Source organism: Nocardia sp. KT25-26 (assembly GCF_056627695.1).
In genome coordinates, this window is the sequence record NZ_CM152813.1 from 1,196,855 (window position 1) to 1,210,524 (window position 13,670).

Annotated in this window: 11 protein-coding genes and 1 tRNA gene; 6 read left to right on the forward strand and 6 right to left on the reverse strand. The window is 69.2% G+C overall.

What is annotated here, in order from left to right:
* Window positions 1-50: 50 nt before the first annotated feature.
* A tRNA-Gln gene (locus AC1HFH_RS05375) sits at window positions 51-121 on the reverse strand.
* A 236-nt stretch (window positions 122-357) separates the two neighbouring features.
* Between AC1HFH_RS05375 and AC1HFH_RS05380 the strand changes: the two genes are divergently transcribed.
* From AC1HFH_RS05380 to AC1HFH_RS05405, 6 genes are all read left to right on the forward strand, one after another.
* Complete coding sequence (locus tag AC1HFH_RS05380) at window positions 358-984, forward strand: TetR/AcrR family transcriptional regulator (protein ID WP_480246323.1); 627 nt, start codon at window positions 358-360, stop codon at window positions 982-984.
* A 185-nt stretch (window positions 985-1,169) separates the two neighbouring features.
* A complete protein-coding gene (locus AC1HFH_RS05385) occupies window positions 1,170-1,817 on the forward strand; it encodes a TetR family transcriptional regulator (protein ID WP_480246324.1) in 648 nt (215 codons plus the stop codon).
* A 67-nt stretch (window positions 1,818-1,884) separates the two neighbouring features.
* The gene (gene mfd / locus AC1HFH_RS05390) at window positions 1,885-5,499 is read left to right on the forward strand and encodes a transcription-repair coupling factor (protein ID WP_480246325.1); all 3,615 of its coding nucleotides are present in this window, start codon (window positions 1,885-1,887) and stop codon (window positions 5,497-5,499) included.
* Window positions 5,496-6,239 (forward strand): nucleoside triphosphate pyrophosphohydrolase, encoded by a 744-nt coding sequence (locus tag AC1HFH_RS05395; RefSeq protein WP_480246326.1) that lies wholly within the window; start codon window positions 5,496-5,498, stop codon window positions 6,237-6,239. The genes mfd and AC1HFH_RS05395 overlap by 4 nt, the downstream gene beginning before the upstream one ends.
* A 272-nt stretch (window positions 6,240-6,511) precedes the next feature.
* Entirely contained in the window at window positions 6,512-6,967 is a 456-nt protein-coding gene (locus AC1HFH_RS05400; RefSeq protein ID WP_480246327.1) for a hypothetical protein, read from the forward strand.
* A 45-nt stretch (window positions 6,968-7,012) separates the two neighbouring features.
* Window positions 7,013-7,588, forward strand: a complete 576-nt coding sequence (locus tag AC1HFH_RS05405; RefSeq protein WP_480246328.1) for a TerD family protein — start codon at window positions 7,013-7,015, stop codon at window positions 7,586-7,588.
* 180 nt (window positions 7,589-7,768) lie between these two features.
* Here AC1HFH_RS05405 and AC1HFH_RS05410 read toward each other — a convergent pair whose 3' ends face one another.
* From AC1HFH_RS05410 to AC1HFH_RS05430, 5 genes are all read right to left on the reverse strand, one after another.
* On the reverse strand, window positions 7,769-8,539 hold the full coding sequence (locus AC1HFH_RS05410; RefSeq protein ID WP_480246329.1) for a DUF1990 family protein: 771 nt from the start codon (window positions 8,537-8,539) through the stop codon (window positions 7,769-7,771).
* A gap of 24 nt (window positions 8,540-8,563) precedes the next feature.
* Complete coding sequence (locus AC1HFH_RS05415) at window positions 8,564-9,970, reverse strand: MATE family efflux transporter (RefSeq protein ID WP_480246330.1); 1,407 nt, start codon at window positions 9,968-9,970, stop codon at window positions 8,564-8,566.
* A gap of 217 nt (window positions 9,971-10,187) precedes the next feature.
* Complete coding sequence (locus AC1HFH_RS05420) at window positions 10,188-11,222, reverse strand: PLP-dependent cysteine synthase family protein (protein ID WP_480246331.1); 1,035 nt, start codon at window positions 11,220-11,222, stop codon at window positions 10,188-10,190.
* Between the two features lie 29 nt (window positions 11,223-11,251).
* Entirely contained in the window at window positions 11,252-12,607 is a 1,356-nt protein-coding gene (locus AC1HFH_RS05425) for an alanine racemase (RefSeq protein ID WP_480246332.1), read from the reverse strand.
* 14 nt (window positions 12,608-12,621) lie between these two features.
* Entirely contained in the window at window positions 12,622-13,632 is a 1,011-nt protein-coding gene (locus AC1HFH_RS05430; RefSeq protein WP_480246333.1) for an ornithine cyclodeaminase family protein, read from the reverse strand.
* Between the last annotated feature and the right edge of the window lie 38 nt (window positions 13,633-13,670).

Consider the following 13,670-nt stretch of genomic DNA (forward strand, 5'->3'; position numbering starts at 1 on the left):
CTCGGCTCCCGGCATGACGCGGGCCAACGATAGTGCAGTGGTTCCGTGAGCTCCGCCGCCAGGACTCGAACCTGAACTATCTGAACCAAAATCAGAGGTGCTGCCATTACACTACGGCGGATCGCCACACCGGTGGACGGATCGGTCCGCGGTGTGTCACGGCACCCCCTGATCCTCGCACACAGTCCGGTCCACCGCCGAATTGCGGAACCGGCAGTTCGGGTCGTTCCGGCGGCACCCACCGGTGCGCTGCTAACGTTCCACCGCGCACGGGTCGTGCCGACCCGGCCGGATGAGGGTCGACGTGACGGGAGGCGGAAGGGCGTGAGTGAACCGCATCGGAGTCCTCGGCCACGGATGACGGGTACGCAGCGCCGGCAGCAGCTGATCGAGATCGGCCGCTCACTGTTCGCCGAACGCGGTTACGACGCGACCTCCATCGAGGAGATCGCGCAGCGGGCCCAGGTGTCCAAGCCGGTGGTCTACGAGCATTTCGGGGGTAAGGAAGGCCTCTACGCGGTGGTGGTCGACCGGGAGATGTCGATGCTGCTGGACATGATCACCTCCTCGCTCACCCAGAACCGCTCCCGGGTGCGGCTGGAACAGGTGGCGCTGGCGCTGCTCACCTACATCGAGGAACGCACCGACGGCTTCCGGATCCTGGTCCGTGACCAGCCGGCCGCGACTGCCGAAGGTCGCTATTCCAGCCTGTTGAACGAGGCGGTCAACCAGGTCGCCCACATTCTGGCGGGTGATTTCGATCGCCGGGATTTCGACACCGGCCTGGCCACCCTGTACGCGCAGGCACTGGTCGGGATGGTGTCCACGGCCGCTACCTGGTGGCTCGATGTCCGGCAGCCGCCGAAAGAAGTGGTCGCGGCGCATCTGGTGAATCTGTGCTGGAACGGTTTGAGTCATTTGGAAGCCGAACCCGTACTCAGCTCCGAATGGCCTACCGGGACAGGAGAGCGGCACAGCAACTGAACTCCTCGCCCGGCGCCGGAGGCGGAATCGGCAGTCGCACTGCCGCAGCCGGATCGGGCGGCCTCGGCACGGCCTGGTGGTACGGTTCATCCAACCTTCAACGGTGCTGCCGGGCGGTAAGTCGATCTACTCGAGATGTCGGTCTACTTCAGGATGGCTGGGTTTTTGGATGACAGGCGGATCTGATGGCTAGGCAAGCGCGCGCGGAGATCACCCGCGATTCCGTCCTTGCCGGTGCTGCCGATGTCTTTCTGCGCTTGGGCTATGCGAACGCGAGCCTGAGCGAGATCATCGCGCAGTCCAATGTGACCAAGGGCGCGTTGTATTTCCACTTCGGGTCGAAGGAGGAGCTCGCCCGCGCGGTGGTCGATCAGGGCAACGAACGCCTGGTCGGCTCCTGCCAGGGCTTCTTCGATTCCCGGGTGCCCGCGCTCGAGGCGTGCATCGGGATCACCTACGTCGTCGCCGATCTGTCGATGAACGATCCGATGGTGGGCGCAATGCTCAAGCTCAATCACCAGATCGGTGACTATCGGGGTGCGCAGGGCGACAATATCGCCAAGACCTGGGGCGATACCTACCGGCTGCTCGCCGAGCGGGCGATCGGCCAGGGTGATCTGCTGCCCGATCTGGACCCCGACGTGGTCGGCCTGCTGCTGCAGGAAGTGACCTCCGGGGTGCATATCGTCGCGGTCGGTACCGAGTCGATCGACCAGATGGCGGTCCGGATGGAGCGTGCCTGGCATTTCCTGCTCCCCGCGATCGTGCCGGAGGAGAAGCTGCCGTACTTCCGCGAGTTCGCTGCTCGGCGGCTGCGGCGCTATGTGATGTGAGCCGGGTGGGGCCGCGGGCCTAGACTGCGCATGCAGGCGTCCAACCCCCTGAGCTCAGGAGTCGTGCATGTCCACCCCCCGTCTGCCCCTCGCGGGGCCGGCCGCGGCCGCTGCGTCCGATGCCGCGCTGCGTACGGTCGCCGATCTGGTCGGCAAGTCCTCGGTAGACCTGGTGGCACCGGGTGCGGTGCGGCCGTTCGTCGCCGAGACCGTGGCCCGGCAGCGGCCCGTGGTGGTGGTCACCGCGACCGGGCGCGAGGCCGATGACCTGACCGTGGAGCTCACCGAGATGCTGGGTGGCACGGTGGCGCTGTTCCCGTCCTGGGAGACGCTGCCGCACGAGCGGCTCTCCCCCGGTGCGGACACCGTCGGGCGGCGGCTGCAGGTGCTGCGCCGGCTGGCGCATCCCGAAGACACGGTGTTCGGGGCGCCGCTGCGGGTGGTGGTGACCACCGTGCGTTCGCTGATGCAGCCGATGGCTGCGGGGCTGGGTGATATCGAGCCGATCGTGCTGCGCGAGGGCGGGGAACACGATTTCGAGCAGCTGCTGGTCCGGCTCACCGAGTTCGCCTACACCCGGGTCGACATGGTCGGCAAGCGCGGTGAATTCGCGGTCCGCGGCGGCATTCTGGATCTGTTCCCGCCGACCGCCGATCATCCGGTGCGAGTGGAATTCTGGGGTGACGAGATCACCGAGCTGCGGGCGTTCTCGGTGGCCGATCAGCGGTCGCTGGCCGATGTGACGGCCGGAACCGTGATCGCGCCGCCCTGCCGGGAGCTGCTGCTCACCGACCGGGTGCGGGAACGGGCCGCCGCGGCGGCCGCCGACCATGCCGCGGATGCGGCGCTGGTCGAGATGCTGGACAAGATCGCCGGCGGGGTTCCGGTGGAGGGTATGGAGGCGCTGCTGCCGGTGCTGGCCCCCGGCGCGCTGAACCTGCTCACCGAGGTGCTGCCGGAGGGCACGCATATGCTGCTGTGCGATCCGGAGAAGATCCGGACCCGGGCGGCCGATCTGGTGCGGACCGGGGAGGAATTCCTGGAGGCGTCCTGGACCGCTGCCTCGTTCGGCGGTACCGCACCGCTGGGGGCGCACGGCCTGGACCTGGCGGCGTCGGGATATCAGAGCCTGCCCGATATCCGGGCGAGCGCCGATCGGCGCGCGCTGCCCTGGTGGACGCTGAGCCCGCTGAGTTCCGGCGACCCCGCCGAGGTGGTCCTGCCGGTGCAGGCCGGTCCGACTGCCCGCGGTTCCGAGGAACTGGTGGCGACCATCTTCGCCTCGCTGCGCGCCCATGTCGGCACCGGCGGCCGGGCCGCGATCGTGGTCACCGGGCACGGTACCGCGCAGCGCACCCTGGAGCGGCTCGCCGACGCCGAGGTGCCCGCCGCCGCCCTGGAACCCGGTGTCGAGCCGCAGTCCGGTGTGGTGGGCGTACTGTGCGGTTCGCTGCACGACGGCGTGATCTTCGACGATGCCGGCCTGGTGCTGGTCGCCGAGTCCGATCTGACCGGGAACCGGGTCACCGCACCGTCCGAGGGCAAGCGGCTGCCGGCCAAACGCCGCAATCAGGTCGACCCGCTGGCCCTGCGGGCCGGTGACATGGTGGTGCACGATCAGCACGGCATCGGCAAGTTCGTCGAGATGATCGAACGCACCGTCGGCGGCGCCCGCCGCGAGTATCTGGTGATCGAATACGCCCCGAGCAAGCGTGGCCAGCCCGGCGACCGGCTGTTCGTCCCGATGGATGCGCTCGATCAGCTGTCCCGCTATGTCGGCGGCGAGATGCCGAGCCTGTCCAAACTGGGCGGCTCCGACTGGGCGAACACGAAACGCAAGGCGCGCAAGGCGGTCCGGGAGATCGCCGGGGAGCTGGTGCAGCTCTATGCCGCCCGGCAGGCCGCGCCCGGCCACGCCTTCGGCCCGGACACACCGTGGCAGCAGGAGATGGAGGACGCCTTCGCCTTCACCGAGACCGTCGACCAGATGACCGCGATCACCGACGTCAAGGCCGATATGGAGAAGCCGGTGCCGATGGACCGGGTGGTCTGCGGCGACGTCGGCTACGGCAAGACCGAGATCGCGGTCCGGGCGGCGTTCAAGGCGGTACAGGACGGCAAGCAGGTGGTGGTGCTGGTGCCGACCACCCTGCTGGCGCAGCAGCATCTGCAGACCTTCACCGAGCGGGTGGCGGGTTTCCCGGTCACGGTGCGCGGCCTGTCCCGGTTCACCGATCCCGCCGAGTCCAAGGAGATCCTCGCCGGGCTGGCCGAGGGCGAGATCGATATCGTCGTCGGCACCCACCGGCTGCTGCAGACCGGGGTGCGTTGGAAGAACCTCGGTCTGGTGATCGTCGACGAGGAGCAGCGCTTCGGCGTCGAGCACAAGGAGCACATCAAGGCGTTGCGCACGCACGTCGATGTGCTGACCATGTCGGCGACGCCGATCCCGCGCACCCTGGAGATGAGCCTGGCCGGTATCCGGGAGATGTCGACGATCCTGACGCCGCCCGAGGAACGCCATCCGGTGCTCACCTATGTCGGTGCTTACAACGACAAACAGGTCACCGCCGCGATCCGGCGCGAGCTGATGCGCGACGGCCAGGTGTTCTACGTGCACAACCGGGTGTCGTCGATCGACAAGGCGGCCAAGCGGATCCGGGATCTGGTACCCGAGGCCCGGGTGGTCGTCGCGCACGGCCAGATGAACGAGGATCAGCTGGAACGCACGGTTCAGGGCTTCTGGCAGCGCGAATTCGATGTGCTGGTGTGCACCACCATCATCGAGACCGGCCTGGACATCTCCAATGCCAACACCCTGCTGGTCGAGCGCGCCGATACGCTCGGCCTGTCCCAGCTGCACCAGCTGCGCGGGCGGGTGGGCCGCAGCCGGGAGCGCGGGTACGCCTATTTCCTGTACCCGCCGGAGAAGCCGCTCACCGAGACCGCCTACGACCGGCTGGCGACGATCGCGCAGAACTCCGATCTGGGTGCCGGGATGGCGGTCGCGATGAAGGACCTGGAGATCCGCGGCGCGGGCAATGTGCTGGGTGCCGAACAGTCCGGGCATGTCGCCGGGGTCGGCTTCGACCTGTACGTACGGCTGGTCGGCGAGGCGGTCGAGGCCTACCGGGCCGCCGCCGACGGCAAGCCGATCAGTACCGAGGAGGTCAAGGAGGTGCGCATCGACCTGCCGGTGGATGCGCACATCCCGCCGGACTACATCGCCAGCGACCGGCTGCGGCTGGAGGCCTACCGCAAACTGGCCGCGGCCCCGGACGAGACCGGTCTGGCCGCCGTCGTCGAGGAACTCGTCGACCGCTACGGCCAGCTGCCGGTCGAGGTGGGCCGGCTGGTGTCGGTGGCGAAGCTGCGGTTGCTGGCCCGCGAATACGGGGTCACCGAGATCGCGGTCACCGGAACCACGTTGAAGATCGCGCCGATGACCTTGCCGGATTCGAAACAGCTGCGGCTCAAGCGGATCTATCCCAGTGCCACCTACCGGGCGGCCAGCGGCCTGGTGCAGCTGCCGCTGCCGCGGATCACCGACAGTGTCGGGGCCGAGCGGTTGCGGGACGTCCCTTTGCTGCAATACGTCGCCGACCTGCTGCTGGCCCTGGACGGCAAACCGCAGGGCACGGCGGAACTGGCGGTGCCGACCGAGGTCACCGCGGTCCGATGAGTACCGGATCGGATCGCATGGACCCGGCTGCCGCCACCGGTCCGGACCGGGCCCGGGCCGTGCTCGCCGCCGGGCTCGCCGATGCCGTCGAGGTGATGGACCGGCTGTGGCATTTCGGCGGATGGGAGACCACCCAGACCCACGAATCGCTGCGCCCCTACCTGCTCGAGGAGACCTACGAGCTCCTGGACGCGATCGGGGAGCGCGATATCGAGACGATCCGGGAGGAGCTGGGCGATCTGCTGCTGCAGGTGCTGTTCCATTCCCGGATCGCCGAAGCCGCCGGGGAATTCACCGTCGACGACGTCGCCGCGGCGCTGGTGCGCAAACTGGTGCACCGGAGTCCGCATCTGGCCGAACCGGATTCGGCGCCGGGCGCTTCCGTGGCGGAGAAGATCGCCGCGCAGGAGCGGGCCTGGGAGGAACGCAAGTCCGCGGAGAAGGCGCGCCGCTCCTGCCTCGACGGCATCGCCACCGCGCTGCCCGCACTGGCGCTGGCGGAGAAGGTCCGGGAACGCAGTGCCCGGGCTGGACTGCCGGATGATCTGGTTCCGGATGCCCTGCGCACCGTCACGCTCGGCGGTCCGGGCAGTGCCGAGGACCGGCTGCGGCGTGCGGTGCTGGATTTCGCGGGCGCCGTGCGGGCCGCCGAGGACGCCGCCGAACGCGCCCGCGGTGGCCGATACGCACTCGCGCCGGAGGACTGGCGCGCGTACTGGCCGAGCACTTCCGCCGGTTGAATCAGGCCAGGCTGCCCATAGTTCGGCGACGGAGCCGATCACGGTGGCCTCCTGAACGGCCGCAGCGTTGTCCGGAATGCCGGAACAGTGCCCCGCGCTGGCGATTTCCGGCATCCCCGGGTGTGCCGTGTCCTGTGGATTCGCTGTGACAGCCCGATCGCCGTCGTACCTTCGTTCTAGACTGGCAGGCGGGCGCGGCACAGCCCGCCGCGCCGGACGACCCACCCACGAGGTGCGGGTTCGTCGTGCAGACGATCGATGAGGTGACGCAGATGGCAGCTCAGACCGATGCCCATCCCGAGCTGGATGTCCTGCCCGACTGGCCGCAGGAGACGATCGCCGTGCTGGTGACCACCGACCCGGCTCCGCATGCGATCCCGGTGTCCTGGCCGGTGCGGGCGGGGGACCGGCGCATCCTGATCAGCCTGAAGTCCGATCGCGGCTCCCTGGCCCGGCTGCGGGAGCGGCCCGAGGTCGCCCTGCTGATCCTGGGCGGCGGCAACGTGGCACTCTGTGCGCGTGGCCGGGCGAAGGTGGTCGCCGAAACCATGCCGACCGCCGACGACTACACCGCGGTGCAGGTGGATGTCGACGTGATCGACGACCATCGGCAGGGCGCCTTCGAGGTGGCCGCCGGGATCGAGCGCACCGTGCTCGACGAGACCGAGCTGCAGGGATTGCGGTCGCGGGTGGACACCCTGCGGTCGTGGGCCCGGGAGCGGAACTGAAAATCACGGAATCGGCGCCGATCGCGCCGGTAGGGAAGGGGACATATGACCATCACGCTCGCCAAGGGCGGCAACGTCTCACTGTCGAAGCAGGCGCCCGATCTGACCAAGGTCGCGGTCGGGCTCGGCTGGGATGTGCGCACCACCACCGGTGCCGACTACGACCTCGACGCCAGCGCCCTGGCGACCGGACCGAACCTGAAGGTGCTCTCCGACCAGCACTTCGTCTTCTACAACAACCTGCGCTCGCCGGAGGGCACCATCGAGCACACCGGTGACAACCTCACCGGTGAGGGCGACGGCGACGACGAGGTGATCAATATCGACCTGTCGGCGACGCCGCAGTCGATCACCAACATCTTCTTCCCGGTGTCGATCCACGATGCCGATGCCCGCGGCCAGTCCTTCGGCCAGATTCGCAACGCCTTCATCCGGGTCGTCGATCAGGTCACCGGCAGCGAACTGGCCCGCTACGACCTCACCGAGGACGCCTCCACCGAGACCGCCATGGTCTTCGGCGAGCTGTACCGGCACAACGGTGAGTGGAAGTTCCGAGCCATCGGCCAGGGCTACGCCTCCGGACTGGCGGGCATCGCCCGCGACTACGGCGTGAACGTCTGACAGCGGTCGTTCCGCCCCCGCAGTCTGCTGCGGGGGCGGACTGCTGCCGGTGCCGTGCACGCCGAGCCCCGCCACTCGGCACCTCGGAGGTCGTCGCAGGCTGTCCGGTTCGAGCTCGCTCGGGACCGGATTCGACCTGCTACTGCGGCTGTGCTGCGGCGAAGAATCGCGCTCGGCAGATCAGGTCGGGGTGCCGGCGCTGCCGGTCGGATCGGGTCCGTTCAGTTCGATCCGGACCGAATCGATCGGCGCCGGTTCCGGCCGTACCTGCTCGGCGCCGGGGTAGCCCGCGTTGCCGAGCACCGAATCGAAGCCGTCGAAGCGACGTTCGCGCATCCGGCGGCGCAGGAGGTAGGCGATGAGGATGAAGACGAGCAGCGGCAGGATCAGGCTGCCAAGGATCAGCAGACCGGTCATCGGTTTCCCCCTCCTATCCGATTTCTCGACCAGCGTAGCGAGATAGCGGGCGGCGAACCAGCGCTGGATCAGCCGGACCAGCGGGCCGCCCAGGCGGGCGTACCAGGCCCGGTTCCGCGAGAAGGCCGCCACCAGGCCGTAGACGGCGCCGTCGGCCTCGTCGTATTCGACGGCGAACAGTTCTTCTCCGGTCTCGGGGTGGCCGGGCAGGGTGCCGTAGGCGAAGCCGCGGCGGTTCGGTTCGTCCAGGACATACACCACCCGGCAGGGGGCGTCGATCCCCAGCGGTCCGATGCCGAGCCGGACATCCAGCCGGGTGCCGGGCCGGGCGGTCGGGCTGCTCGCGGTCCGGAAGATGCCGGTGCCGCGTTGCATCCGGTACGCCAGGATCTCGGCACCGGCGTGTTCGAAACAGGCGCGGCCGGTGCCGATCCGCCGCCGCATCCGGAACCGGTGGTAGCCGGCCGGTGGCACCCCGCGGGTGGCCCCGACCTCCGGATAGGTGAACGGCGGCGAATCGGCTGGTTCGGACATGGTCCGATTATCGGTGGTGGCCGGCTATCCGGTGCCGGTCGCGTGCCCCACCGGCACGGGCTCGCGGTAGTCGGCGCGCGTTCGGTCGACCAGGCCGAAGAACTTGCGCAACATCAACACGGCGGTGGTGGCCAGACCCGCGGTGAGGCCCCACCACACGCCGGCCGGACCGAGCCCGAGCGGAAAGGCGAGCAGCAGCGCGGCCGGTAGACCCACACCCCAGTAGCCGACCAGCGAGAGCCGGAACCCGGCCCGGGTCTCCTTGAGGCCGCGCAGCAGGCCGGTGCCGATGTTCTGGGCGGCGTCGAAGAACTGCAGCACGATGCCGATCAGCAGCAGGGTGTGCGCGACGGCGACGGTGTCGGCGTCACCGAGATCGAGGAACGGGCTGAGCACCGGATCCGGGGCCACCAGATAGATCACCCCGGTGACAGCCGCGACCACCGCGGCCTGCCGCAGCGCCAGCCAGGCCACCGCCTTGGCATGGCTGAACTCGTGCCGGGCCATGGCGTGGCTGACCAGGATGGAAGAGCCGTGCGACAGGCCGATCGCGACCTGGAACACGATGTAGATGATCTGGTACACGACATTGTGCGCGGCCAGCGCGGCCGGGCCGAAACTGCCCATCACCAGCGCGAGGACCGAGAACATCCCGGCCTCGGAACCGTAGGTGAGCGCGATCGGCAGCCCGAGGCGCAGCTCCTCCCGCATCGTCGACACCCGCGCGGGCCAGGGGCGCCGCGGCAGGGTACGGCTCAGCTGCTGATCGCGGCGGACCATCACCCAGAACACGGCGAAGGTGATGAGGAAAACCAGTGAGGTGGCCACGCCGATACCGGTCAGGCCCAGGGCCGGCAGCCCCGCCCAGCCGTGCATGAAGGTCAGTGCCAGCAGCAGGTTCAAGGCAACCGAACCCACGGTGACCAGCAGCAGGGCCTGCGGTCGCTGCATTCCCACGGTGTATTGCCGCAGTACCTGGAACCACAGGCAGGGCAGCAGCCCCGGGGCGAGCGCGATCATCATCGGCCGGGCGTCGGCCAGCACCCCGGCGTCCTGCCCCAGCCATTGCAGCGACCAGCCGAGCCCGATCAGGGCGAGCCCGCCGAGCAGCCCGGCGACGGTCGCAATGACGAAACTGGACCGGACGATATCGCGGACCTCGTCGTCGGCGCGATCACCGCGCTTCCCGGCCGCCGACACCGCACCCGCCACCTGGTTGCCGCTCGCGGTGATCAGGCCGACGCACATGGTGCGGATCTGGTTGAACAACACCAGTGCCAGCCCGCCGGCCGCCACCTGCTGCACACCGAGGGAACCCATCAGCGCGATATTCGTGGTGGACACGGCGACCTGCGCCAGCTGGGTGAGCGCGATCGGGGTCGCCAACGCCGTGAGCCGGCGTCCGTCGGTACGGAAATCGGCCAGGCTCACGTCGCCTCCTCCGGAGCGTGCGTAGCGGCGGCAACCTGCGCTATTCGCACACAACCGGTGCGGATGCCGTCCGAATCGGGGAAACGGTGTCGATTGTGTGCGAATAGCGCGGTGTGGCGTGTGGCACAGGGTCGGCGCCACTCCGTTCCCGCCCGGCGGATCGATGCTGGTGGAGGTGCCGCAGCAGCCCGGGTTCGGTCGGGCGTTGATACGTGGTTCACGGCGCACCGACCAGGTGATCGCGCCGGGCCGCCGGCGCGTAGCGGCCGAGCAGTGCGCCGACCTCTGCCTCGGCGACCGGGTCGAGCAGGTCGCGGGCTCCCATCCAGTCGTCGTCGAACACGGTGTCGAGGTATTTCTCGCCGCCGTCGCACACGATGGTGACGATGGTGGAACCGGCCGGGAACTCCTCCAGCCGGGTTAATGCGTTGTGCACCGATCCGCCGGCCGATCCGCCGATCAGCAGGCCCAGTTCGGCGGCGACCGCGCGGGCGGTGGCGAAGGCATCCACATCGGAGACCTTCACGCCCTCGTCGAGCAGCGAATAGTCGACGGCGGTACCGATGGTCGCGCCGGGTGGGGTGCCGGTTCCGGACTGCCAGTAGGGCCCACCGGGGCCACCGAAGGCGATCGAACCGACCGGTTCCACCCCGATCACCCGCGGGGCGTGGCCGAGTTGCCGCAATCGGGTGGCGGTGCCGAACAACGAACCGCCGGTACCCACCGCGGACAGCAATATATCGACCTGCCCCAGGTCGTCCAGCAACTCTTCGGCGACTGCGTAGTAGCCGACCGCATTGGCGTCGTTGTTGTGCTGTTCGGTGAAGAAGGCGTCGTCGCGTTCGGCCGCCATCGCCTCGGCCAGGTCCTCCCGGGCCGAGGTCGCCAGTTCGTCGTCGCCCTCGTCGGCGACGAAGACGAGGTGGGTACCCATTGCTCGCATGGCGCGCAGTTTGTCCTTACAGGCGTGGTGATCGACCACGGCGGTGAACCGGTAGCCGCGTTCGGCCGCCACCACCGCCAGGCCGAGCCCGGTGTTGCCGGATGTCGACTCGATGATATGCCCGCCAACGCCCAGCAAACCACGACGCTCCGCATCGTCGACCATCGATCGGGCCATTCTGATCTTGGCGGCCCCGGTCGGGTTGAACTGTTCGAGCTTCAGCAGCAGCCGGGTGCCACCCTCGGTGGCGGCGAGTTCGAACAACGGCGTGCGGCCGATCAGGTCGGTCACGCGCGTCACGAGCGGCATGGGTCGGTTCCTCCGTATGTGATGGGGTGTCAGCGGGGGTCGTGGCGCCAGTGCAGCCGATCGCCGGTGTGGTGCAGCACGATCTTCGGCGGGATCGGCAGTTCGTGTAAGGCGGATTCGTTGGAGTCCATCTGGTAGCCGGCGGTGTTCGGGTAGACGAGCAGATCGCCGGGCCGGGCCCGGCGGGGCAACCGGATGCGGCGGCGGCTGAGCAGGTCCGATTCCAGGCAGCTGGCCGCGCCGACGCAGGCCGGGAGCACCGGCTCGTCCGGTTCCGGGTCGCGCATCGGCCACAGCACCGGGTCCGGCAGATACTCGCTGTCGAACCACTGTTCGGACAGGCTCAGGCTGGTGCCGTCGACAGTCAGGATGTCGTACGCTCCGTCGTCCGCCTGCCTGGTCTTGCGGCCCTGGACCCGGAACACCGAGCTACCGGCCCGGTCGAGCAGGGCCCGGCCGGGCTCGACGGCGATCCGGATGCCGTGTTCGCGCAGCTCGGCGCCGAGGCCGCCGTGCGCCAGCACCGCGGCGAGCATGGCGGCCCCCGGTTCCGGGAAGTGGTACGGGTAGAACCCGGCGGGCGCCGGACCCCCGTGGAACCAGCGATCGTCGACCGACTCCCGGAACCGTGCCCAGTCGGCGGCGTCGACGTAGTCGACCCCGAAGCCGCCACCGATGGACAGGATCTCGGCGTCGTGCCCGGCTTCGCGGGCGCGGTGGAATCGGGGCAGCACCGACCGGGCCTGGTCGGCGCGTTCGGTGGCCTCGTAGCCGGACAGGTGGAAGCTGAACCCACACAGCCGGATCGGCCCGTCGGGAGCGAGGGCCCGGATCGCTTCGGCCTGTTCGGCGCCGGTCAGGCCGAATCGGCTGGCGGAACCGTCCGGCAGTACCCGCAGCAGGACCCGGGCCGGTTGCCCGGTGGCGAGCAGCCGGTCCAGCTCGTCGAGGGCATCCACCGCGATCAGGGCGTCGTGCCGGGCGGCCAGCCAGAGCAGGTCATCGGATTTCGCGGGCCCGGTGACCATCAGTTCGGTACCGCGGGTGCCGTGCCCCAGCGCGGACCGCAGCTCGCCGACACTGGCGACGTCCACCCCCACCCCGGCCTCGGTACATGCGCGGACCACGCAGGCGGCCTTGTTCGCCTTCTTGCCGTAGTAGACCGTGCCCGGCACGCCGGTATCGGCGAACACCCGGCGGAAGGCACGGGCATTCGCGGTCACCCGCTCCGGGAACATCACATGGAACGGGCCGCCGACGGCCGCGGCGAGCTCACCCAGCAGGTGCGGGTCGGCGAGCAGGCGCTGCTCCCACGGGTCGGTGCGGGCGGGCAGCGCCGGTGCCGCCGGTGCCGTGACGGTGTCGATTCCTGCAGCAGCGTTCATTCCTGCAGTGGCGGTCAGTCCCACAGTGGCACCTCGGTTCCCCGCCCTTCCGCGATGGCGCGTTCGGCGAGGGCATGCGCGACGGCGATATCGGTCAGCACGATGCCGCTGTTGTAGACGAAGATCCGTTCCTCGTCGGTCCGGCGGCCGGGCGCCAGCCGGGTCAGCACCTGCGGCAGTTCCGCGTCGACGGACCGGAGGGTGCCGTCGGGACCGGCCATATCGGTTCCGGTGAGCGCCATCTGCTGGGCGCTGGTGGCGATGACCCGATCCGCCTCGGTGAGGCAGGAAGGTGCCAGCCCGTAACCCACCAGCACGACCGTCGAGCCGGGGGCGAGATGTTCGGCCTCCAATGCAACTTCGGTGCCGGGACCCGCGGTGGCGAGCACGATATCGGCCCCCGCGGCGGCCGCGTAGGGGTCCTCGACGATATCGAGCAGCGCATGCGGATGATGTTCGGCCAGGTGGCGGCCGACCGCTTCCAGCCCTTCCGGATGGGTTCCGTACACCATCAGCTTGCGCAGCTGCGGATTCGCTGCCAGTAGATGCGGCAGGGCGTTGCGGCCCTGGGTGCCGGTGCCGATCAGCAGCACGCTCTCGGCGCCGCGGCGCATCGTCTCCCGGACCAGTAGTGCCGATACCGCCGGGGTGCGCAGCGCACCGACCCGGGAGCAGTCCATCATCGCGATCGGCATCCCGGTGGTGTCGTCGTAGAGCGTGATGGTCGTGTAGTACCGCTTGGTGCTGCGATCGTGACCCGGATCGAACTTGTAGGAGGTCTTCATCGCCACCACCCGGCGGCGCCCGTCGCGGCCGAGCATCGCGTACGACACCGACCAGCCTTCCGGGTGCGCGACGCTGAGCTTGCGGGGATTGTCCGAATCACCCGCGGCGAAGGCCAGATACGCCTCTTCCACGGCGCGCACCACATCGGCCGGGGTGATCGGGACACCCGCGATATCGCTTCGGCTGAGTACCCGCAGCCCGACGGTCCTGTCACGAAAGTTCAACGGATCCTCGATCATCAGATGCTTCCCGCCCTGTCGCCGGCTGGGGAGCGCCG

Excerpts from the sequence above, each read along its gene's own strand:
- AC1HFH_RS05425 (WP_480246332.1), bottom strand. The coding sequence starts at position 12,607 with ATGAACGCTGCTGCAGGAATCGACACCGTCACGGCACCGGCGGCACCG.
- AC1HFH_RS05410 (WP_480246329.1), bottom strand. The coding sequence starts at position 8,539 with ATGTCCGAACCAGCCGATTCGCCGCCGTTCACCTATCCGGAGGTCGGG.
- AC1HFH_RS05400 (WP_480246327.1), top strand. The coding sequence starts at position 6,512 with ATGGCAGCTCAGACCGATGCCCATCCCGAGCTGGATGTCCTGCCCGAC.
- AC1HFH_RS05395 (WP_480246326.1), top strand. The coding sequence starts at position 5,496 with ATGAGTACCGGATCGGATCGCATGGACCCGGCTGCCGCCACCGGTCCG.
- AC1HFH_RS05380 (WP_480246323.1), top strand. The coding sequence starts at position 358 with ATGACGGGTACGCAGCGCCGGCAGCAGCTGATCGAGATCGGCCGCTCA.
- AC1HFH_RS05430 (WP_480246333.1), bottom strand. The coding sequence starts at position 13,632 with ATGATCGAGGATCCGTTGAACTTTCGTGACAGGACCGTCGGGCTGCGG.
- AC1HFH_RS05385 (WP_480246324.1), top strand. The coding sequence starts at position 1,170 with ATGGCTAGGCAAGCGCGCGCGGAGATCACCCGCGATTCCGTCCTTGCC.
- AC1HFH_RS05405 (WP_480246328.1), top strand. The coding sequence starts at position 7,013 with ATGACCATCACGCTCGCCAAGGGCGGCAACGTCTCACTGTCGAAGCAG.
- AC1HFH_RS05420 (WP_480246331.1), bottom strand. The coding sequence starts at position 11,222 with ATGCCGCTCGTGACGCGCGTGACCGACCTGATCGGCCGCACGCCGTTG.
- mfd (WP_480246325.1), top strand. The coding sequence starts at position 1,885 with ATGTCCACCCCCCGTCTGCCCCTCGCGGGGCCGGCCGCGGCCGCTGCG.